The organism is Streptomyces sp. NPDC005402, from assembly GCF_040606575.1.
In the GTDB taxonomy this organism is placed as follows: Bacteria; Actinomycetota; Actinomycetes; order Streptomycetales; family Streptomycetaceae; genus Streptomyces.
Genome location: NZ_JBEXFB010000027.1, coordinates 38078 through 59121, shown reverse-complemented (window position 1 = coordinate 59121; position 21044 = coordinate 38078). Strand labels below are relative to the sequence as shown.

General features: G+C 70.5%; 18 protein-coding genes. 9 read left to right on the top strand and 9 right to left on the bottom strand.

Annotation, left to right across the window (positions count from 1 at the left end):
- Positions 1-8: 8 nt before the first annotated feature.
- The 3 genes from ABZT02_RS37755 to hypE are packed head-to-tail and all read left to right on the top strand — an operon-like array spanning position 9 to position 2513.
- Positions 9-317 (top strand): HypC/HybG/HupF family hydrogenase formation chaperone, encoded by a 309-nt coding sequence (locus tag ABZT02_RS37755; RefSeq protein WP_079072410.1) that lies wholly within the window; start codon positions 9-11, stop codon positions 315-317.
- Positions 314-1441 carry a hydrogenase formation protein HypD gene (hypD, locus tag ABZT02_RS37750; protein WP_356026022.1) on the top strand — a complete coding sequence of 376 codons (1128 nt, stop codon included), beginning with the start codon at positions 314-316 and terminating at the stop codon, positions 1439-1441. Before ABZT02_RS37755 ends, hypD begins: the two co-directional genes overlap by 4 nt.
- The gene (gene hypE, locus ABZT02_RS37745; RefSeq protein WP_356026020.1) at positions 1434-2513 is read left to right on the top strand and encodes a hydrogenase expression/formation protein HypE; all 1080 of its coding nucleotides are present in this window, start codon (positions 1434-1436) and stop codon (positions 2511-2513) included. The genes hypD and hypE overlap by 8 nt, the downstream gene beginning before the upstream one ends.
- Before the next feature lie 58 nt (positions 2514-2571).
- Here the strand turns inward: hypE and ABZT02_RS37740 are convergent, their stop codons facing one another.
- Together ABZT02_RS37740 and ABZT02_RS37735 are read right to left on the bottom strand one after the other, a co-directional pair.
- Positions 2572-2946, bottom strand: a complete 375-nt coding sequence (locus tag ABZT02_RS37740; protein WP_356026018.1) for a hypothetical protein — start codon at positions 2944-2946, stop codon at positions 2572-2574.
- 746 nt (positions 2947-3692) lie between these two features.
- Positions 3693-3905: a hypothetical protein gene (locus tag ABZT02_RS37735; protein WP_356026015.1), complete on the bottom strand. Its 213-nt coding sequence runs from the start codon at positions 3903-3905 to the stop codon at positions 3693-3695.
- 532 nt (positions 3906-4437) lie between these two features.
- Here ABZT02_RS37735 and ABZT02_RS37730 point away from each other — a divergent pair.
- On the top strand, positions 4438-4995 hold the full coding sequence (locus ABZT02_RS37730; RefSeq protein ID WP_356026013.1) for a hypothetical protein: 558 nt from the start codon (positions 4438-4440) through the stop codon (positions 4993-4995).
- A gap of 64 nt (positions 4996-5059) precedes the next feature.
- Positions 5060-5566 carry a hypothetical protein gene (locus ABZT02_RS37725; protein ID WP_356026011.1) on the top strand — a complete coding sequence of 169 codons (507 nt, stop codon included), beginning with the start codon at positions 5060-5062 and terminating at the stop codon, positions 5564-5566.
- A gap of 344 nt (positions 5567-5910) precedes the next feature.
- Here ABZT02_RS37725 and ABZT02_RS37720 read toward each other — a convergent pair whose 3' ends face one another.
- The gene (locus tag ABZT02_RS37720; RefSeq protein WP_356026008.1) at positions 5911-7098 is read right to left on the bottom strand and encodes a magnesium and cobalt transport protein CorA; all 1188 of its coding nucleotides are present in this window, start codon (positions 7096-7098) and stop codon (positions 5911-5913) included.
- A gap of 152 nt (positions 7099-7250) precedes the next feature.
- Between ABZT02_RS37720 and ABZT02_RS37715 the strand changes: the two genes are divergently transcribed.
- Positions 7251-8357 carry a winged helix DNA-binding domain-containing protein gene (locus tag ABZT02_RS37715; RefSeq protein WP_356026006.1) on the top strand — a complete coding sequence of 369 codons (1107 nt, stop codon included), beginning with the start codon at positions 7251-7253 and terminating at the stop codon, positions 8355-8357.
- Between the two features lie 19 nt (positions 8358-8376).
- Here ABZT02_RS37715 and ABZT02_RS37710 read toward each other — a convergent pair whose 3' ends face one another.
- The 4 genes from ABZT02_RS37710 to ABZT02_RS37695 form a co-directional block, all read right to left on the bottom strand.
- Positions 8377-9024, bottom strand: a complete 648-nt coding sequence (locus ABZT02_RS37710) for a LysE family translocator (protein WP_356026145.1) — start codon at positions 9022-9024, stop codon at positions 8377-8379.
- A gap of 117 nt (positions 9025-9141) precedes the next feature.
- On the bottom strand, positions 9142-9933 hold the full coding sequence (locus tag ABZT02_RS37705) for a serine protease (protein WP_356026004.1): 792 nt from the start codon (positions 9931-9933) through the stop codon (positions 9142-9144).
- A gap of 215 nt (positions 9934-10148) precedes the next feature.
- Positions 10149-12965, bottom strand: coding sequence for an AAA family ATPase (locus ABZT02_RS37700; protein WP_356026002.1), 2817 nt, complete (start codon positions 12963-12965; stop codon positions 10149-10151).
- Between the two features lie 163 nt (positions 12966-13128).
- Positions 13129-13959 (bottom strand): helix-turn-helix transcriptional regulator, encoded by an 831-nt coding sequence (locus ABZT02_RS37695; RefSeq protein ID WP_356026000.1) that lies wholly within the window; start codon positions 13957-13959, stop codon positions 13129-13131.
- Positions 13960-14075: 116 nt separating this feature from the next.
- Between ABZT02_RS37695 and ABZT02_RS37690 the strand changes: the two genes are divergently transcribed.
- On the top strand, positions 14076-15743 hold the full coding sequence (locus ABZT02_RS37690; RefSeq protein ID WP_356025998.1) for an AMP-binding protein: 1668 nt from the start codon (positions 14076-14078) through the stop codon (positions 15741-15743).
- Entirely contained in the window at positions 15740-17329 is a 1590-nt protein-coding gene (locus ABZT02_RS37685; RefSeq protein ID WP_356025996.1) for an AMP-binding protein, read from the top strand. Before ABZT02_RS37690 ends, ABZT02_RS37685 begins: the two co-directional genes overlap by 4 nt.
- A 120-nt stretch (positions 17330-17449) precedes the next feature.
- Here ABZT02_RS37685 and ABZT02_RS37680 read toward each other — a convergent pair whose 3' ends face one another.
- Complete coding sequence (locus tag ABZT02_RS37680) at positions 17450-18127, bottom strand: hypothetical protein (protein WP_356025993.1); 678 nt, start codon at positions 18125-18127, stop codon at positions 17450-17452.
- A gap of 165 nt (positions 18128-18292) precedes the next feature.
- Between ABZT02_RS37680 and gcl the strand changes: the two genes are divergently transcribed.
- A complete protein-coding gene (gcl, locus tag ABZT02_RS37675; protein WP_356025991.1) occupies positions 18293-20077 on the top strand; it encodes a glyoxylate carboligase in 1785 nt (594 codons plus the stop codon).
- A gap of 223 nt (positions 20078-20300) precedes the next feature.
- Here gcl and ABZT02_RS37670 read toward each other — a convergent pair whose 3' ends face one another.
- Positions 20301-20540, bottom strand: coding sequence for a hypothetical protein (locus ABZT02_RS37670; protein WP_356025989.1), 240 nt, complete (start codon positions 20538-20540; stop codon positions 20301-20303).
- Between the last annotated feature and the right edge of the window lie 504 nt (positions 20541-21044).

Below are 21044 nucleotides of genomic sequence, written 5' to 3'. Positions count from 1 at the left end.
AGAGGCTCATGTGCCTGGCGGTACCCGGCAGAGTGCTGGACATCGAGGAACGGGACGGCACCCGGATGGCCACCGTCGACTTCGGCGGCGTGGTCAAGGAGGTGTGCCTGGAGTATCTGCCCGACCTCCAGGTCGGCGAGTACGCCATCGTCCACGTCGGGTTCGCCCTGCAGCGGCTGGACGAGGAGTCGGCGCGGCAGACGCTCGAACTCTTCGCCGAACTCGGCTTGTTGCAGGAGGAGTTCGGTGATCCCTGGGAAACGGCGGCGGCGGAGGCGGCGGGCTCGGAACCGGTGGAAGAGGTGCGTAACAAGTGAAGTACATCGACGAGTTCCAGGACCCGGAGCTGGCACGCCGGCTCCTCGACGACATTCACGCCACGGTGACCAGGCCGTGGGCCCTGATGGAGGTGTGCGGAGGGCAGACGCACAGCATCATCCGCCACGGCATCGACCAACTCCTGCCGGAAAAGGTCGAGTTGATTCACGGACCCGGCTGTCCGGTGTGTGTGACTCCGCTGGAGGTCATCGACAAGGCTCTGGAGATCGCCTCCCGACCGGAGGTGATCTTTTGTTCCTTCGGTGACATGCTGCGCGTGCCTGGCACCGGACGTGACCTGTTCCAGGTCCGCGGAGAGGGCGGTGACGTGCGCGTCGTCTACTCACCGCTCGACGCGCTGCGGATCGCCCAGCAGAACCCGGACCGCGAGGTGGTGTTCTTCGGCATCGGCTTCGAGACGACCGCACCTCCCAACGCCATGACGGTTCATCAGGCCCGGAAGCTGGGCATTCCGAACTTCAGCATGCTGGTGTCCCATGTCCGCGTACCGCCCGCCATCGAGGCCATCATGTCGTCGCCGAGCTGCCGGGTGCAGGGCTTCCTCGCGGCCGGCCATGTCTGCAGCGTGATGGGCATGGGGGAGTACCCGGAACTGGCGGAGCGCTTCCGGGTGCCGATCGTCGTGACGGGCTTCGAGCCACTGGACATCCTCGAAGGCGTGCGCCGGACCGTCCGGCAGCTGGAACGCGGTGAGCACACCGTCGACAACGCCTACGCCCGTGCCGTTCGCTCGGAGGGCAACCCGGCTGCCCGGGCCATGCTGGAGGACGTCTTCGAGGTCACCGACCGCGCCTGGCGCGGCATCGGGGTGATCCCGCAGAGCGGCTGGCGGCTGGCGCCGAAGTACCGCGCCTACGACGCCGAGCACCGCTTCTCCGTCGAGGGCATCCGCACCCAGGAGCCGGCCGAGTGCCGCAGCGGAGAGGTCCTGCAGGGGCTGCTCAAGCCGCACGAGTGCGAGGCCTTCGGCACGCTGTGCACGCCTCGTACACCGCTGGGGGCCACCATGGTCTCCAGCGAGGGAGCCTGCGCCGCGTACTACCTCTACCGGCGGCTGGACATGCCCGCCACCAAGGCCCAGGAGGCGACCCCAGTTGTCTGACACCACCGATCTCCCCGTCCCCGCCCTGGACGTCGAGGCGTGGACGTGTCCGGCGCCGCTGCGGGACCGGCCGCGGGTCGTCATGGGCCACGGCGGCGGCGGAGTGCTCTCCGCCGAACTGGTCCAGCAGATCTTCGCTCCCGCTTTCGGGGGCGAGGTGCTCGCCCAGATGGGTGACGCCGCCGTCCTCTCCCTGGGCAGTGCCCGGCTGGCGTTCTCGACCGACTCCTACGTGGTGCGGCCGCTGTTCTTCCCCGGCGGCAGCATCGGCGACCTGGCGGTCAACGGCACCGTCAACGATCTCGCCATGAGCGGCGCCCGCGCCGCCTACCTCTCCTGCGGATTCATCCTGGAAGAGGGCGTCGAGCTCGACGTGGTCACGCGCGTGTCCGAGGCGCTGGGCGTGGCCGCGCGCACCGCCGGTGTGGAGGTGGCCACCGGCGACACCAAGGTGGTGGAGGCCGGCCACGGCGACGGGATCTACATCAACACCGCGGGCATCGGCCTCGTCCCGGCGGGCGTCGATCTGCGCCCTCAGCGGGTCGTCCCCGGCGACGTCGTGATCGTCAGCGGCGCCATCGGCGTCCACGGGGTGGCGGTCATGAGCGTGCGCGAGGGACTGGAATTCGGAGTGGAGATCAAGAGCGACTGCGCGGCGCTCGGTGGCCTGGTCGACGCCATGCTCGCCGTCACCTCTGATCTGCACGTCCTGCGCGACCCCACCCGAGGCGGCCTGGCCGCCTCGCTCAATGAGATCGCGCAGGCCTCCGGGACCGGGGTGGTCATCCAGGAGCGCGACGTCCCGGTCCCGCCGGCTGTGGCCAACGCCTGCGCCATTCTCGGACTGGACCCCATGTACATCGCCAACGAGGGCAAGCTGGTGGCCTTCGTCCCGCGCGAGCACGCCGACGCCGTCCTCGGGGCGATGCGCGCCCATCCGCTGGGCGCGGACTCCGTGATCATCGGTGAGGCCGTGGAGGACCATCCCGGCATGGTCGTGGCACAGACCGGCCTGGGCGGGACGCGGGTGGTCGATCTGCCGATCGGGGAGCAGCTGCCGCGGATCTGCTGACAGGGGTGTCGCTGGACGAGGAGCCTGCCGTCCTGGCCCGATCGGAGGGGTGATCCGGTCAGCGCCCGGACGGCGGATCCTGTGGGTCCACGCCGGTCTTGGCGGCAGCGTCCTTCGTGCCGCTGGGGCGCTGGGAGCGGCCCTTGTGTCCGGTGTCGCGCCTGCCCTTCTCGTCCGCGTCGCCGTACTGCTCGCCGCTCGCGTTCGGGCTCTCGACCGTGTCACCGGGGACGGACTTCATCTCCTCGGCGGACTTCGTCCGGCCCGGACCGGGCTTGCCGGCATGCTCGGCACGGAAGGAGCGTTCGGCGCTCGGGTTGTCCTGCTGGCGCGTCTCGTCCACATCGGGCGACCAGCCGTGCTGTCCGGTGCCCTGGTGACGGCTGGGACCCTTTCCGTGCGGTGGCTCGGACGAACGTGGTTTCTTCGACATGGTCGGATCCGCCTTTTCGCGGTCGGTGGGGGGACACCGGTGACGGCGTTCCCAAGTTAAGTCGATTATTCCACCTTGCAATATTTTGGGCATTTCATGACCCATTCCGGCGCTGCCGCGGAAGTCGGGCTGCCCGACCAAAAGGGGCCCGGGCCTGGTCCGGATCTTGGTCGTGCCGGTGCAGTGCGGCAGCACGCCGGATGCGCGGTCTCGGCATCGGAAGGGCGGTCAGGTAGACCGTACGGGGGTATGAGGTGAAGGACCGCCCGGGCTGCCCGCGGCGAGTTGGCGAAGACTCACGGGCACGACGTTGCCGACATTCCTGCTGGGCTGGTCGGCGACCTCCGCCGTCCGGAGCTGGCGCTGGCGTGCCATCGCGGCCCGCCCGCCATGGCACCGCACAGCCTGCCCGCCTTCATCGCCCGGGGGAGGACGGGACACGGTGCCGTACCCCCTGCCGCTAGAAGGCAACCAGGGCCTACGCAGACCGACGCCCAGCTCCAGCAAAGCGAACCGCACTTCCACTGGCTGTAAACCCTGGCGCCGTTTCCCCGGGAGCAGTGCGGGAGACGGGTGCGCATGCCACAGCGGCATCTTTCCGACCGGGTTGCTGCTCGCCACCGCCGTCCGCGCCCCATGCTGCTGACGTCACCGCAATTCGCCCGGCTGCTCTGCGCCGCCTGTCCGGCATCATCGTGCGGGCATACGCCCGAGCCTTCCGCAGGAGAGCGCCGTACTCCCTGCTTCTACGCTGCTGCAGGCTGTGGTTCCGGCCGCGGACGCCGGGCCTTGGTTCGTACCGCGCCCTCGGTGTCGAAGCGGGGCCTGTCCGGCCGTTTGGCGTGAGCGGTGACGGCGGACTGAACCCCTCCGGCCAACTGCCGCCAGTGCTGCGAGGCCGTCTCGTACGCGTCGGTCAGCTCCACCGTCCGCTCCGCCTGCGCCATGGGATCGGTCATCGCCTGAGCGCTGGAGTGGGCAAGCCAGGCCGGTGAGGAGTTCGTCGCAGAAGGTCTCCAGTGGCTCGCGGGAGAGAGCGGCGGCGTACGGGCGCAGTGGGGTCATGCACGCATCCAGACCTTCGCCGCGGCGTTCGATCAGTCCGTCGGTGCGGAGCAGCACGGTGGTGCGGGCGGGCAGACATTCGGTGGCATGCGGGCGGTGAGGTAGCGGGCGTCGCCGTCGTGGGTGATCAGCAGGGGTGGCGGGTGCCCGGCCCTGGGAACTCCAGCATCCACGTACCGTCGTCGCGCTAGGCGGAGCAGGATGTTCCCGGGCGGTTCCTGACGGTCGCGGCCGATGCCGCGCAGCCGGCTCATCTCCGGTCTTGAGCTGTCCGGCACCCGCACTTTCGCAGTCGATGTTGTAGACCCCCTAGGGCCGGATATGCCTGTTCGTGGCGATTCGCCTGCGCATCTCCGTTTCAACGCGGAAGCAGCGGCAACTTGTCATAAAGAGGGCATATAGGGCGCGCGTTAGGGGGTCTGCCCGATGTCAACTGGGACGATGCTAGCGATCATCATTCCCATCGTGGTGGTGATCGCCGTGGTGGCCGTCATGGCCTGGCTGGTCGTGCGCCGCAAGAAGCTGCGCGAACGCTTCGGTCCGGAGTATGCACGAACGATGGAGGATGCCGACAGCCGCGCGGCCGGCGAGCGTGAGCTCAGGGCCCGCGAGAAGCGGCATGACTCGCTGGACATCAAGCCGCTGGACGGCACTGTCCGGGATCGGTACACCCGGGACTGGACCAATGTGCAGGAAGAGTTCGTGGACCGTCCAGAGGACGCCGTTCACGACGCGGACCGCCTGGTGACCTCCTTGATGCACGAGCGCGGCTACCCGACCCAGGACTTCGAACAACAGCTCAGGGACCTGTCGGTCGAGCACGGCCGCACGCTCGAGCACTATCGGGCCGCCCACGATGTCGATGCGCTCAGCACCCGGCACGAGGCGACCACCGAACAACTGCGGGGTGCCATGGTGCACTACCGGGCCCTGTTCGACGAGCTGCTCTCCGACGGTGGCGAACCCCGCCACGCCCGGGCCTGAACGGCTCGGCGAACAGCCCGTCGCCGCGATCCGGGAAGCCCCGGCGTCCGGGAACGGAGAAGATATGCAACGCAAAGACACACCGGACACCGCCGCCGCGAGCGGCCTGTCCACCGAGGACCTCGCCGAGCCCCGCGATACGTCCACGCGGGAGAGCGCGGCGAGCACGTCGGCCGAAGTGCCGACCTTCCCCGGCGAGAGCACGAACACGCCGAGCAAGCCCGTCGAGGACGGGGCCGCGGGAGCCGACCCGGGCAGTCAGCACCAAGCCAACGATTCTGGCGCGCGCTCCGAGGACGAGGCCCCCCAGCTGCTTACCCCGGAGGACGAGGAAGCGTTCCGCACACGCTGGCAGGAGGTGCAGAACGAGTTCGTGGACGACCCGCGCGACGCCGTGCACACCGCCGACGCCCTCGTCGCCGACGTGATGCAGAAGCTGGCCGCCACATTCGCCGACCACAAACAGGAACTGGAAGGACAGTGGAACCGGGGAGAACAGGCGAACACCGAGGACCTGCGTCTGGCACTGCGCCACTACCGTTCGTTCTTCAACCGCCTGCTGGTCACCTGACACGACCCTGGACCTGGAGCGCCAGCACTCGTTCTTGCTGACGCATCCACCCAGGAGGACGCCTGGCCCCGAAGTGGCGTAGCTGATTTCTGGCATGGCCCACGATCTCCCCGGCGCGGCGCGGCGCGGCTCGGTGTACAGGACAACCACACGAGCATCAGCTGGGACAGCCGGTCCGACGCGGGAGCGAGCACGCTGAAGGGCCGTACCGGGGTCGGGGCTCCGGCGGAGACTCGGTGTGCTCCCAGCCCGCGCCTCAGCGGCAAGGCTTCCACAGGTCAACGCCCCGTCTCGCAGGAGACCGCCCGCATCGGGGCGCGTCTCATTCTCCCCAGGGCGATTACTCAGAGCCAGTCTTTCCGCTTGAAGATGACGTACAAACTGGTGCATACAACCGCCATGAGGAGGATTGCGAACGGGTATCCAAGTACCCAGTGCAACTCCGGCATCCGGTCGAAGTTCATCCCGTAGATCGTCCCCACCAGCGTCGGGGCGAACAGGATCGCCGCCCACGACGAGATCTTCTTGATCTCCTCGTTCTGTTCGAACCCCGCCTCCGCCAACGCCCGCATCTCCGCGTTCTGTTGCTGGGTGACGAGGGTCGCGTTGACCGTGAGGATGTCGGTGAGGGCCTGGCGGAAGCCGTCGACGCGTTCGCTGGTGTGGGTGACGTGGTCGGCCACGTCCCGCAGATACCGTTGGAGTTCCTCGTCCGTGCCGTACTTGGCGAAGCCGGCCATCAAGGCGTGCAGCATGCCGACGAGGGGCCGGGTGGCGCGCTGGAACTCGACCATTTCGCGGGAGAGTTCGTAGATGCGGCGAGAGACCTCCGGGTCGCCGCGGAAGACCTCCGTCTCGATCTCGTCGATGTCGTTCTGGACGCCCGCGACGACCGGCGCGTAGCCGTCGACCACCGCGTCCAGGATGGCGTAGAGGACGGCCTCGGGGCCGAGTCGCAGCAGCTCAGGTGTCTTCTCCATGCGGTGACGGACCGCCGTGAGGTCGGGGGCCGCCCCGTGCCGGACCGTGATCACGAAGTCCGGGCCCACGAACACATGCAGCTCGCCGAAGTCGACCTCCTCGGGGGCGTCCAGATAGCGGGCCGCCCGGAGGACCACGAAGAGCGTGTCGCCGTAGCGCTCCAGTTTGGGGCGCTGGTGGGCCTCCATCGCGTCCTCGACGGCCAGGGGGTGCAGGTCGAACTCCGCACCCAGAGAAAGGAGTTCGCTTTCCGGCGGGCGGGCCAGGCCGATCCAGGCCATGCCGGACGGCTGTTCGCGCAGTTCGCGGAAGGTGTCCGCGAGCGTCGCGGGGGAGGACACGCGTACGCCGTCCCGGTACAGGGCCGCCTGGACGATGCTCGGCGGCTCGGCCGTCTCGGAGGCGGGTGGCCCGTCGGCGGGCAGCGCAGTCTCCGGGGGCGCGGTGGGCGGGGTCAGGGCGCGGCGCCAGACGGACTTCCTCGAGCCCTTGGAGGCGGAGTTCTTCGCGTCGGAGTTCTTCGCGGCGGGGCGGGCGCGTCGCTCGGACATCGTGGCTGCCTCTCGCTCTCGGGTCGAGCCGATGTCGGCGTGATCACGGAGCAGGGTATACGGGGCGAATCGCATCCAGGTGGGGTGCGACTCGGAAATCCGCAAGGGTTTGCGGACAGGACTTGTCCGCAAGGGCCTCTAGCGTGTTCCTCATGACGAAGACGACCACGTCGGCCCCCGTGCTCGGCGTCCGCGCCCTGAACCGCGCGACCCTCGACCGGCAGCTGCTCCTGCGCCGGTCCGGCCTGTCCGCGAAGGCCGCCGTCGGGCATCTGCTGGGACTCCAGGCCCAGAACGTCAGGCCGCCGTACTACGCGCTCGCCGCCCGACTCGATGGCTTCACCCCCGAGGCGCTGTCGGAGCCGATGGCCGACCGCGAGGTCGTCCGGATCGTCACCATGCGCTCGACCATCCACACCCACACCGCCGCGGACTGTCTCACCCTGCGGCCCCTCGTGCAGCCCGCACGCGACCGCGAACTCACCAACTTCCGCAAGGGACTTCAGGGCGTCGACCTCGACCGTCTCGCCGTTCTCGCCCGGGAGCTCGTCGAGGCCGAGCCGCGCACCATGAAGCAGCTGCGCGAGGCCCTCCTCACCGAGTGGCCGGACGCCGACCCGCAGGCCCTCGCCATCGCCGCCCGCTGCAAGCTGCCCCTCGTCCAGGTCACCCCCCGCGGGCTGTGGGGCAGGAGCGGCCAGGTCGCGCTCACCACGGCGGAGCACTGGCTCGGCCGTCCCGCCGAGCCGGCCCCCACCCCCGACGCCACCGTCCTGCGCTACCTCGCCGCCTTCGGCCCCGCCTCCGTCAAGGACATGCAGACCTGGGCCGGACTCACCCGCCTGCGTGACGCCTTCGAGAGGCTCCGCCCCCAGCTGCGGATCTTCCGTGACGAGAACGGCGTCGAGCTCTTCGACCTCCCCGACGCCCCCCGCCCCGCCGAGGACACCCCGGCCCCGCCCCGCTTCCTGCCGGAGTTCGACAATCTGATGCTCTCCCACGCCGACCGCACCCGCGTGGTGCCGAAGGAGTACTGGGGCCGCAGCTGGCAGGGCAACCAGGCCCACTGCACGCTCCTCGTCGACGGCTTCCTCGCGGGCGTCTGGAAGCTCACCGCGGACGCCGTCGTCGTCGAGCCCTTCGGCCGGCTCACCAAGGCGCAGCGGGAGGACGTCACCGCCGAGGGGGAGCGGATGCTCGCCACGCTGTACCCGGGGGCGTCGTACGACATCCGGTTCGGGACCGTCGTAGGGGAGTGACCCGACGGTCAGGGGACTCTCAGTCCGCCCGGCCCGTGACCGCGACCGTCAGTCCCAGCCCGATCATCGTGAAGCCGCCCGCGCCGCCGATCATCGAGAGGCGTCGGTCGGACCGGGCGAACCAGGTGCGGGCGGCCGAGGCGGTCAGGCCCCACAGGGTGTCCGTGACCAGGCCGATGGTGATCGGGACCAGTCCGAGCAGCAGCATCTGCGCCGGGACGTGGCCCGCGGAGTGGTCCACGAACTGGGGGAGCACGGCGGCGAAGAAGACGATGCCCTTCGGGTTGGTGACGCCGACGAGGGCGCCGTCGAGCACGGTCCGCAGGTCGCCCCGCGCCGGCCCCGCGGACCGGGAGGCGATCGCGGAGGCCTTCAGCTCACCCCGGTGGCGGAAGGCCTGGACGCCGAGGAGGACCAGATACGCGGCGCCCGCCAGTTTCACCGCCAGGTAGACGGCCACCGACCGTTCCACCAGGGAACCGATCCCGATCGCGACGGCCACGACGAGCAGATAGGAACCGAAGACGTTGCCGAGCGCCGTCGCCACCGCGGTGCGCCGGCCATGGGCGAGGGCCCGGCCGATGACGAACAGCACGCTCGGTCCCGGGATGACGATCACGAGCAGTGACATCGCGGCGAAGGCGAGAACGCGGTCCGTGGACACCATGGCGGTCATTCAAACACGGTTCGCCCCCATGGATAGGGGGCGCTGCGGGCCGCTCGTGGTGGCCCGCAACGCCCCCGGTCTCTCACCTGAGGAATGCTCAGGAGAACCTCTGGGGACCTATGAGTTGACCTGCGCGGTCACGAGGCTGGAGAAGGTGGTCAGCCGGGTGTAGACACCCGGGTAACCGGCCTGCGCGCAGCCCTCTCCCCATGAAGTTATCCCTGCCAGGACGCCCCCGATGAGCAGGGGGCCGCCGCTGTCGCCCTGGCAGGTGTCTACGCCGCCGGATGTGTATCCGGCGCAAACCATGTCGCTCGCGACGAAGTCGGAGCCGTAGGAACCGGCACAGCTGGAGTTGGACACGATCGGGACGGTCGCGGTCCGCAGCTGGTTGGAGGAGTTGCCGTTCTCCGAGGTGGTGCCCCAGCCGACGATGCGGGCCGTGGTGCCGGCCGCGTACACGCTCGTCTGGGAGGAGGAGACGTACGACGCCGTCGTGTACGGCATCGACGTCGACAGGGTCAGCACGGCCACGTCGTCGCCGTTGGTGGCGTCCGTGTAGCCCGGGTTGATCCAGATCTTGCTGACCTTGCTGACCGTGCCGTTGGTGCCGTTGAGGTAGGTGCGGCCGCCGACGACTCTGACGCTGCTGGTGGTCTCACCGACCATGCAGTGGGCCGCGGTGACGACCTTGGTCGCGGAGACCAGGGTGCCGCCGCAGAACTGGTTCTGCGAGGCGTCCGTGATCTGCATCATGAACGGGTACGAGCTCGTGGTCGTCGTCGTACCGCCGACGATGGGCTGGGGAGCGGCGACGGCGGTGGGGGCGCCGAGCAACGCGGTGGCGGCGGCGGCGGAGGTCGCGAGAGCGACGGCGCCGGCCTTCTTCGCACGGGTGAGACCGAACATCGGTGAGTCTCCTCAGGGTTGCCGGTGGGGGGTCGCGCGGGTGTGGGGGGTGGTACACGGGGGTCGCGGGACCGACCCCCGTATGCCCGGGCGAGCGGCATGTTCATAAGCTAGAACGCGGAAGTTCCCCCTCCCAATGAGGGAACCCCCTAAGGGAGTTGGGCAGGGAAAACCCTCGGTCGGCCCTGAGGAGAGCTGCGTTGAGGGACCCTCGGCTACGGTCGGCGGCCCGCCGCCAGCCGAACGATGTCCACGCGGGAGCGGATCCCGAGTTTGCGGTACACGCGGGTGAGTGTCGCCTCGACCGTCTTCACACTGATGAACAACCGGGCCGCTATCTCCCGGTTGGTGGCGCCCTCCATCACCAGCGCGGCCACCTGACGCTCCATCGAGGCCAGCCCTTCGAGGGTTTCCAGTCCGTCCGGCGCGATCGTCGGCGCGGGCTCCGGCTCCACCGGCCGGGCCAGCGCGGCCGCCTCCACCTGACGCAGCCACGGCAGCGCCCGGCAGCGCCTGAAGAGCCGGGCCGCCTCGTCGTACGACGTCGGACCGGGCCGTCGGGTGCGCAGCTGGGCCAGGGCGAAGGCGGCGCGGGCCTCCTCCAGGCCGTGCCCCAGCTTGGCGAGACGATCCTGCACCGACGTCAACTGCACCAGCGCCGCGTCGTGTTCACCCCGCGTCGCCCGCACGAGTGCCTCGGCCCGGTCCAGTACGGCGAGCACGCTCTCGCGGCCCAGCCGGAGCGCGTTCACCCGCGTCACGTCGATGACGTCCTGTGCCTCGCCGGTCTCGCCGATGCGTACGAGGGCCTCGGCGAGGTCGCCCTGCCAGCGGCCGCGCGCCGGGTCCGTGATGCCGAGCCCGTGCTCCAGCTCGCGCACCCGGCGCAGCGAACGGACCGTGCCCTGCGCGTCCCCGGCGACGAGCTGCGCGTACCCGAGGGCGGCCAGGCCCCGGGACTCGTACATCTGGTCGCCGTTCTCCTCGGCGTGGTCGACCGCCTCCCGGGCCAGCTCCAGTGCGCGCTCGACATTGCCGCCCGAAGCCTCGGCGAGGGAGGCGAGCACGGCCGAGGCCACTTCGCCGATCCCGGTGTCCCGGGCCATCATCAGGCTCTCCCGGGCCAGGTCGAGCGCCCGCCCGCAGTGTCCTGAGCGCAGTTCGGTCTCGGCCACCCCGCGCAGGAAGTGCACCTCGCTCTCGACCGACCCGCGCCGGCGCACCTCGCGCAGCAGCGCGGTGACCGTCGCGCGGGCCTCGGGCAGCTGGTCGCTCATGATCAGCCAGCGGAAGCGGGAGTAGCCGGCGCCGTTGTGATGGATGGCCACCCGGGGGTCCTGGGGTTCCTTCAGAGCGCGCTTGATGGTCGCGGGGGCGTCCGGGTGGCCCATCAGGGTCTCGATCTGGGCCTGGAAGGACAGCGCCATCAGCTCGTTGTACCGGTCGCCGCCCTGCGCGGCCAGCGCCGCCGAGCGGGCGGCCTCCTCGCGGGCCTCGTCGAAGTCGCCCTCGACCAGCAGAGCCCGCCAGGCCAGCTGGTAGCGGATCAGGGCGAGCAGCTCGGGGTCGTCGCCCGCGTCGGCGAGTGCCTGCGGGAAGACCGCGTCGACCTCCGTCATGGCGTGGCCCGCGGTGTCGATCACGATGATCCAGGCCCGCACCCGGTCCGCGGGCACGGTGGCCCGGGTGAGCACGTCCCGGGCTATGTCCCGGGCGAGGTCCAGCTCACCGGCCGTGATCGCGTCCTCGGCCGCGGTGAGGCGCCGTACGTCGGGCGCGGGCACGCTGTCGGCCGGAGTGTGCCGGGCCGACAGCAGTCCGAGGGAGGCGGCCATCGAGGGCGCGCCGCGGTCCCGGGCCAGGGCAGCGGCCTCGGCGAGCCGGGCGGCCACCTCCGGGTCGGTGCCGGTGGTCGCGAGGGCCAGATGGCGGGCCCGCTCGATCGGGTCGGAGGCGGCCGTGGACAGCGCCCGGTGCGCGTCCCGCCGGTCCTGCGCGGGCGCCTCCGCGTACAGCGCGGCCGAGATCAGCGGATGCGCGAACCGGACGGCGGGCCCCTCGGGCTCCGTCGCGAGCAGGCCCAGCGCGGCCGCCTGGGCCATCTCGGCCTCGGCGTCCCCGCGGCCGGCCGCGTGCAGCAGGGCCGGGGTGGGGCGGGCGCCCGCGCTCGCCACCAGGAGGGTGCGCCGGGCCTCCTCGGACAGCATCTCCAGGCGGCTGAGCACCAGAGCCCGCAGCGAGGTGGGCACCGGCAGCGGCTCGCCGGGGCGGGGCGGGGTCGGGTTCTCGGAGAGCGCGCGGCCGAGTTCAAGGGCGTAGAACGGGTTGCCACCACTGGTGCGGTGGATGTCCCGGACGGTGGAGCGCTGCAGGCCGGTGTAGCCGCGGTGGTCGAGCAGCGCGGCCACTTGGGCGCGGGTGAGCGGGTTGAAGCGGACGGCGAGAGCGTCCGGGGGCAACACGCGTAGATGGCGGTCGTACTCGGGGCCGTCCGTCCGGACCGCGCACAGCATCCGTACGGGGATGTCGCCGAGCCGGCGGGCGGCGAAGCCGAGCAGTTCCAGACTCGCCGGGTCCAGCCACTGCACGTCGTCCGCGACGACCAGGACCGGCCCCTCGGCGGCGAGGGCGCGCAGCGCCGACAGCACCGCCAGGCGCAGGGCGAGGCCGTCGCGCTGGAGAGTGGACTCGCCGCGTCCGGTGAGCGCCGACTCCAGCGCGGTGCGCTGGGCGGCGGGCAGCTTGTCGGAGATGTCGTCGAGGGCCAGGCCGAAGAGGTCGGCCAGCGCCAGGAAGGGCAGGTGCGATTCCGACTCGGTGGCCGAGCAGCGCAACACGGTGTGGGCCGCTTCGCCGTATTCCGCGGCCAGGGCCCGCAGCACGGTCGACTTTCCTATTCCGGCCGGACCGTGCAGCAGCACGCTGCCGCCGCGGGCCAGCTGCTCACGGGCCTGGCCGAACAGCTCGTCCCGGCCGATGACCAGGTCGGGGCGGCATCTCGCAGGCTCCTGGAAGTCGCGTGGCACGGTCACCGCTCCCCTCCCTGTGTCGTGTCCTGGCCAATATTAGGCAAGGTGCTTCGAAATTCGGCGAGAAGATGCGGTGAGGGAAATAACAACCGGTTCCGCATGGAGAGATTCAAAGCGCCCGTGAATGAATGGGATGTCTACGAATGTTACGGGAGCCGCCGGGTTGTCACGGGAGCAGTCCCGCCCGGCGTGCGGCGACCACCGCCTCGCCACGCGTCCTGGCCCCGAGCTTGCGCATGGCCGACCGCAGGTACGCCTTGACCGTCTCGGCGGTCACGCCCAGCCTGTCCGCCGCCACCGCGTTCGTCGCCCCGGTCGCCACACAGGACAGGACGTCCAGCTCACGAGGGGCCAGGGCGACCCCCTGCGAGGGCGCGGGATCCGTGCTCAGCAGCGCGCAGGCGTCGAGCAGCTCGGCCCGCAGCGCGGGGTCGCCGATCCGGGAGGCCAGCGCCCGCAGCGCCGTGTGGGCCTCCCGGACCTGCTCCCACGCCGAGGCGTCGCCGTGACCGGGCTCGGCCCGCGCCGCCATCAGCACGTCCCGCGCCTCGTCACCGACGACCAGCGCCTGCTCCACGTCCCGTGCCGCGTCCACCGCCGCCGTCAGCGTGCGGTCGCCCAGAGGCCGGGCGTCGCGCAGGGCGCCGTACAGCACGCCCCGCACCCGGCGCCGTACGACCACGGGCACGGCCAGCACCGAGCGCAGGCCCTCGGCGGCGACGGCGGCGTCGTACTCATGGCTGATCTGCTGGGACAGGGAGTAGTCCGCGACGGCGCACGGTCGGGCCAGCGCGACCGTCCTGCCGCCGAGGCCGTTGCCCGAGGTCACCGCGAGCGCGAGGAGTGAGGTGGTGGCCGTGCCGCTCAGCTCGCTGATCCGTATCTGCGGGCGCCCGGACTCGACCAGACCGCCGAAGGCCACCGGAAGGCCCGTCGTGCGCCGCAGCCGCGTGAGTGCACGCCGGATCTCCACCGCGCCGGCCGCGTCCACTGTCACCTGTTCGTCCCTTCACCGCGGCACACACCCCCGTTCGGGGGTAGTGAGAGCTGCATCACGGATTACACGATGGCAGAGAGCCGCCCGGCAATGGTCCGGTACGAGGAGGACGCAAGATGACGGCTACGGAGGACTTCCGCGGGGCGCGGGACTTCCTGCTCCAGCACCGCGAGGACTACGCCACGGCGTACGAGGGCTTCGCCTGGCCCCGCCCGCGGCACTTCAACTGGGCGCTCGACTGGTTCGACGTCATCGCGCGGGGCAACGACCGCATCGCCCTGCACATCGTCGAGGAGGACGGCAGCGAGGTCCGGCTGTCCTTCGCCGAGATGGCCGAACGCTCCGACCGGGTCGCGAACCTGCTGCGCGAACGCGGAGTGGAGGCCGAGGACCGGATCCTCGTCATGCTGGGCAACCAGGCCGAGCTGTGGGAGACGGCCCTCGCGGCCATGAAGCTGCGTGCCGTCGTGATCCCGGCGACCCCGCTGCTCGGCCCCGCCGACCTGCGCGACCGCGTCGAGCGCGGCCGGGTGCGGCACGTCCTGGTGCGGGCCGAGGACGCCGCCAAGTTCGACGAGGTGCCCGGCGACTACACCCGCATCGCCGTCGGCGGCGTCCCGGAGGGCTGGCAGCCGTACGAGGACGCGTACACCGCCTCCGAGGAGTTCCTGCCCGACGGGCCGACCCTCGCCGACGACCCGCTGATGCTGTACTTCACCTCCGGGACGACGGCCCGCCCCAAGCTCGTCGAGCACACGCACACCTCGTACCCGATCGGGCACCTGGCGACCATGTACTGGATCGGCCTCAAGCCCGGCGACGTGCACCTCAACATCTCCTCGCCCGGCTGGGCCAAGCACGCCTGGTCCAACCTGTTCGCGCCGTGGAACGCGGAGGCGACCGTCTTCATCCACAACTACACGCGCTTCGACGCCGGCCGTCTGATGTCCGAGATGGACCGGGCCGGGGTCACCACCTTCTGCGCCCCGCCGACCGTGTGGCGCATGCTCATCCAGGCCGACCTGACCCAGCTGCGCACCCCGCCCCGGGAGGTGGTCGCGGCCGGTGAACCCCTGAACCCCGAGGTCATCGAGCAGGTCCGGCGGGCGTGGGGCATCACCATCCGGGACGGCTTCGGCCAGACCGAGACGGCGGTGCAGGTCTCCAACAGCCCCGGGCAGGTCCTGAAGACCGGCTCCATGGGCCGCCCGAGCCCCGGCTACAAGGTGGAACTCCTCGATCCGGTCTCCGGCGCGCCCGGCGCGGCCGAGGGCGAGATCGCACTGGACCTGTCGGCCCGTCCGGTCGGCCTGATGACCGGCTACCACGGCGACCCGGACCGTACGGCGGAGGCGATGGCGGGCGGCTACTACCGGACGGGAGATGTCGCCTCGCGGGACGCGGAGGGCTACCTGACCTACATCGGCCGCAGCGACGACGTCTTCAAGGCCTCCGACTACAAGATCAGCCCCTTCGAGCTGGAGAGCGCGCTCCTCGAACACGAGGCGGTGGCCGAGGCGGCCGTCGTGCCCGCGCCGGACGAGCTGCGGCTCGCGGTGCCGAAGGCGTACGTGGTGCTGGCGGAGGGCTGGGAGCCCGGTCCCGACACGGCCAAGGTGCTGTTCGAGCACTCACGTCAGGCACTGGCGCCGTACAAGCGGATCCGGCGGCTGGAGTTCGGGGAGCTTCCCAAGACCGTGTCGGGGAAGATCCGGCGGATCGAGCTGCGTGAGGCCACGGCGGCGGGGTCGGACGCGGAGTACCGCGAGGAGGACTTCCGGTGAACTCGTACACGCACGGGGTGAGCACGACCGAGCTGCTCGGCGACACCATCGGGGCCGACCTGGACCGGGCCGTGGCCACCTGGCCGGAGCGTGAGGCGCTCGTCGACGTGCCGTCCGGACGGCGTTGGACGTACGCGCAATTCGGCGCCGAGGTCGACGAGTTGGCGTCCGCGCTGCTCGCCTCGGGGGTCGCCAAGGGCGACCGGGTGGGGATCTGGGCGGTCAACTGCCCCGAGTGGGTGCTCGTCCAGTACGCCACCGCCCGCATCGGCGCGATCATGGTGAACATCAACCCGGCCTACCGCACCCACGAGGTCGAGTACGTCCTGGGCCAGGCAGGGATCTCCCTCCTCTTCGCCTCGCTCAGCCACAAGAGCAGCGACTACCGGGCGATGGTCGACGAAGTGCGGGGCAGGTGCCGGGAGTTGCGGGAGGTGGTGTACTTCGGCGACCCGAGCTGGGGGGAGTTGCTCGGACGCGGGGGCCGCGCCGCCGCCGAGTACCCGGAGCTGTCCTGCGACGACCCCATCAACATCCAGTACACCTCGGGCACGACGGGCTTCCCCAAGGGAGCCACCCTCTCCCACCACAACATCCTCAACAACGGTTACTTCGTGGGTGAGTCGATCTCGTACAGCGAGCAGGACCGGATCTGCATCCCGGTGCCCTTCTACCACTGCTTCGGCATGGTGATGGGCAACCTGGCGGCGACCTCGCACGGCGCCTGCATGGTCATCCCGGCCCCGTCCTTCGACCCGGCGGCGACCCTGCGGGCGGTCCAGCAGGAGCGCTGCACCTCGCTCTACGGCGTGCCGACCATGTTCATCGCGGAGTTGAACCTCCCCGACTTCGCGACGTACGACCTCTCCTCCCTGCGCACCGGCATCATGGCGGGCTCGCCCTGCCCGGTGGAGGTGATGAAGCGGGTGGTCGCCGAGATGCACATGTCGGAGGTGTCCATCTGCTACGGCATGACCGAGACCTCCCCGGTGTCCCTGCAGACCCGCAGGGACGACGACCTGGAGCACCGCACCGGTACGGTCGGCCGCGTCCTGCCGCACATCGAGGTCAAGGTCGTCGACCCGGCGACCGGGGTCACCCAACCCCGGGGCACAGCGGGGGAGTTGTGCACGCGCGGCTACAGCGTGATGCTCGGCTACTGGAACGAGCCCGAGAAGACGGCGGAGGCGGTCGACCCGGGGCGCTGGATGCACACCGGCGACCTGGCGATGATGCGTGAGGACGGGTACGTCGAGATCGTCGGCCGCATCAAGGACATGATCATCCGGGGCGGCGAGAACATCTACCCGCGCGAGATCGAGGAGTTCCTCTACGGCCACCCGAAGATCGCGGACGTCCAGGTGGTCGGGGTCCCTCATGAGCGCTACGGCGAGGAGGTGCTGGCCTGCGTCATCCCGCGGGACCCGCAGCACCCGCCGACCCTCGAGGAACTGCGCGGCTTCTGCGAGGGGCGGTTGGCGCACTACAAGATCCCGAGCCGGCTGCGGATTCTGGAGTCCTTTCCCATGACGGTGTCCGGGAAGGTGCGCAAGGTCGAGTTGCGGGAGACGTACGCGGAGGGGTGAGCGCGCCGACGTGTGCGGGGTGCACACTCGACTAGGGTGCTGCCCGCGAGGGACCTCTACGGTGTGCCGTCCGCACGCCGGACGCCCTGACCTTGTGGACCACCCCGGACCGCCGAAGGCCTACCCCCCGTCCAGTTCGTCCGCCAGGCTGTTCGCCGGTTGTGGTGTGCCCGTCAGGTCCAGGACGAACAGGGGGACGCCGAGGGCGTCGGCGCAGGTGCGGGCCTCGGTGGTGTAGCCGGCCAGTGAGAAGTACACGCAGTGCGCGGACTCCGTCATGGCCGTCAGCCACAGGCACTCCACGTCCCGCGGTGAGGCCCGCCGCACGGTCGGGTCCACCTGGGCCAGCAGCCCGCGGGCCGCGAGGCCGATGCCTGACGGCGGCCGCTGGTCCGCGCGCCGGATGTCCTGGTAGCCGAGCCAGCGCAGATACAGCGCGGTGGCGGTGACGGCGTCACGCGCGGTGCGGATCGTGATCGGCTGGAAGGCGCGGCGCGGGGGAGCGGCGGCCATGTCCGGTTCCGCCCGCGGGCAGCTGTCCCCGGCCACCGCAATCCGCAGGACCGTCCCGCAGCCACAGCCCAGCTCCGGCTGCGGCCACTCGGCCTCGCGGCCGCAGACCGCGCACTCCACCGCGACCCACGCCTCGTCCCACACCTGGTGGGTGACGGCCGTGGGGGTGCCGCGCGGGTCCAGCGGCGGGCAGACGGGGGCGCCGCACTCGCACGGGTACGACGGCGCCGCGTAGAGGTGATCGCGCCGACAGACCGGGCAGCGCACCGACACGCTTTCGGACATGGCCACATCGTCCTCCAGTACGCGCCCGGTTGTCCGCCTCTTGACGCTCTTCACCCGCGCACCTACATTGCTTCCAGATAGCAGAAAAGTTATTCCGTATTGCGGAAGTACTTACCGCGGGGCGCGACGGGAGTACGCATCCGACAGTCGAAGCAGGAGTACTCGATGGCTCGAATGACCGCTGCCCGCGCGGCAGTTGAGATCCTCAAGCGCGAAGGGGTCACGGACGCGTTCGGTGTCCCCGGTGCCGCGATCAACCCCTTCTATGCCGCGCTGAAGGCCTCAGGGGGCATCCACCACACCCTCGCCCGCCATGTCGAGGGCGCCTCGCACATGGCCGAGGGGTACACGAGGACCCACCCAGGCAACATCGGTGTCTGCATCGGGACCTCCGGCCCCGCCGGTACCGACATGATCACCGGGCTGTACTCCGCGACCGGTGACTCCGTCCCGATCCTGTGCATCACGGGCCAGGCACCGACCGCCGTGATCCACAAGGAGGACTTCCAGGCCGTCGACATCGCCTCCATCGCACGGCCGGTGACGAAGATGGCGGTCACCGTCCTGGAGGCGGCCCAGGTCCCCGGCGTCTTCCAGCAGGCCTTCCACCTCATGCGCTCCGGCCGCCCCGGCCCGGTCCTCGTCGACCTGCCGATCGACGTCCAGCTGACCGAGATCGAGTTCGACCCGGAGACGTACCAGCCGCTGCCGGTCTACAAGCCGGTCGCGAGCCGCGCGCAGATCGAGAAGGCGCTCGCTCTCCTCAACGCGTCCGAGCGCCCGCTGATCGTCGCCGGCGGCGGGGTCATCAACGCCGACGCCGCCGAACTCCTCGTCGAGTTCGCCGAGTTGACCGGCATCCCGGTCGTTCCGACCCTCATGGGCTGGGGCGTCCTGCCCGACGACCACGAGCTGAACGCCGGCATGGTCGGCCTGCAGACCTCGCACCGCTACGGCAACGTGACCTTCCTGGAGTCCGACTTCGTCCTCGGCATCGGCAACCGCTGGGCCAACCGCCACACCGGCAAGCTGGACGTCTACACGGCCGGCCGGAAGTTCGTCCACGTCGACGTGGAGCCCACCCAGATCGGCAGGATCTTCGCGCCGGACTACGGCATCGCCTCCGACGCCAAGGCCGCCCTGGAGCTCTTCGTCGCGGTGGCCAGGGAGGTGAAGGCCGCGGGCCGGCTCCCCGACCGCTCGGCCTGGGCGGCCGCCGCGCAGGAGAAGAAGGCGACCCTCCAGCGCCGTACGCACTTCGACGACATCCCCATCAAGCCGCAGCGTGTCTACGAGGAGATGAACAAGGCCTTCGGCCCGGAGACCCGGTATGTCTCCACGATCGGCCTCTCCCAGATCGCCGGCGCCCAGATGCTGCACGTCTTCAGGCCGCGTCACTGGATCAACTGCGGTCAGGCGGGCCCTCTGGGCTGGACGATCCCGGCCGCGCTGGGCGTCGCCAAGGCCGACCCGGAGGCACAGGTGGTCGCCCTCTCCGGGGACTACGACTTCCAGTTCATGATCGAGGAGTTGGCCGTCGGAGCCCAGCACCGGATTCCGTACATCCACGTCCTCGTGAACAACTCCTACCTGGGCCTGATCCGCCAGGCCCAGCGCGCCTTCGACATCGACTTCCAGGTCAACCTGGAGTTCGAGAACGTCAACTCCCCGGAACTGGGCGTCTACGGCGTCGACCACGTCAAGGTCGCCGAGGGCCTCGGCTGCAAGGCGATCCGGGTGACCGACCCGGCGGAACTGGGCGCGGCCCTGGAGCAGGCGAAGAAGCTCGCCGCCGAGTTCCAGGTCCCGGTGGTCGTCGAGGCCATCCTGGAACGGGTCACCAACATCTCGATGTCGACGACGAACGACATCGGCAACGTGGTCGAGTTCGAGGAGATCGCGACGGAGCCGGCCCACGCGCCGACGTCGATCAGACCGCTGAAGGTCTGACCCCACGCACTGAAGGGCGGTCCCACCGAATGGTCGGACCGCCCTTTCCCGTGCCCGGCTCCCCCGAAGCCGTCCCCCGTCGCGAAGCCCGCCGCCCCCGTGCCGACGAGCCTCACCCGTAGAGAATGGCCCGCGGCAGGGTTCGGGTGAAGCCCCCTGAATCATGTTCAGAGGTTGATTTGAGGGTTCCGTAGCCGGCCTACGACCGCTGCCGTACCCCCGCTCACCGCTCTGGGTGCTCGGACAGCCCCGGCCAGTCGTCGGGACCGCCACCCTGCCACTCCACGATGTCGTCGTCCTCGACCTCGATCCGGTCCAGGTCGGCGAGCCGGAGCAACTCCACGACGTCGTCCAGGTGCGAGGCGACGCCGAGACTCTCGTCGTCCGCGGTGACCCGCCGCGAGCCGTCCAGGGCCGGGGCGTGCACCACCACGTGCGGATGCTGTGCTGGATGTGCTGCCATGACATCAGCGTCCTGCGGCCGGCCGGAATCCGCACCCCGGTGACCGTGCCCGCCGCACGGCAGAGCGCCGGATACGGGACCGTCCGTATCCGGCGCTCTGTGTGCACACCGGCCTTGCCGGGACCGCGGCGGCAGCGACGGAACCGGGGCGCGCTCCTTCCCTCAGGTCGAAGAAGGAGGGCCCGGTCCCTTCACCACCGCACTGGCTCGCACGCCGCCGCGGTCCTCCCCTGACCGCACCCGGTACCGGGCGACCACCCCTCATCCGGGTCGCCGGGCGCGTCGGGTGCGGTCAGGGAGTATCGGTCCTCGCGCACCTCCCCGCGTCGGCCGTACTCGGAGTCGGCGGCATGGAAGGGCCCGAGGCTGCTGAACGGGTGGACATGGTTCCGGGCGGCGCCACCGCCTGGGCGCGACAGGACAGATGTCAGCGGTGGCGCCGCCCGGAGTCTTCGGGGGGTGCCAGACCTGGTGTCAGATCTGGTGTCAGATCTGGTGTCAGAT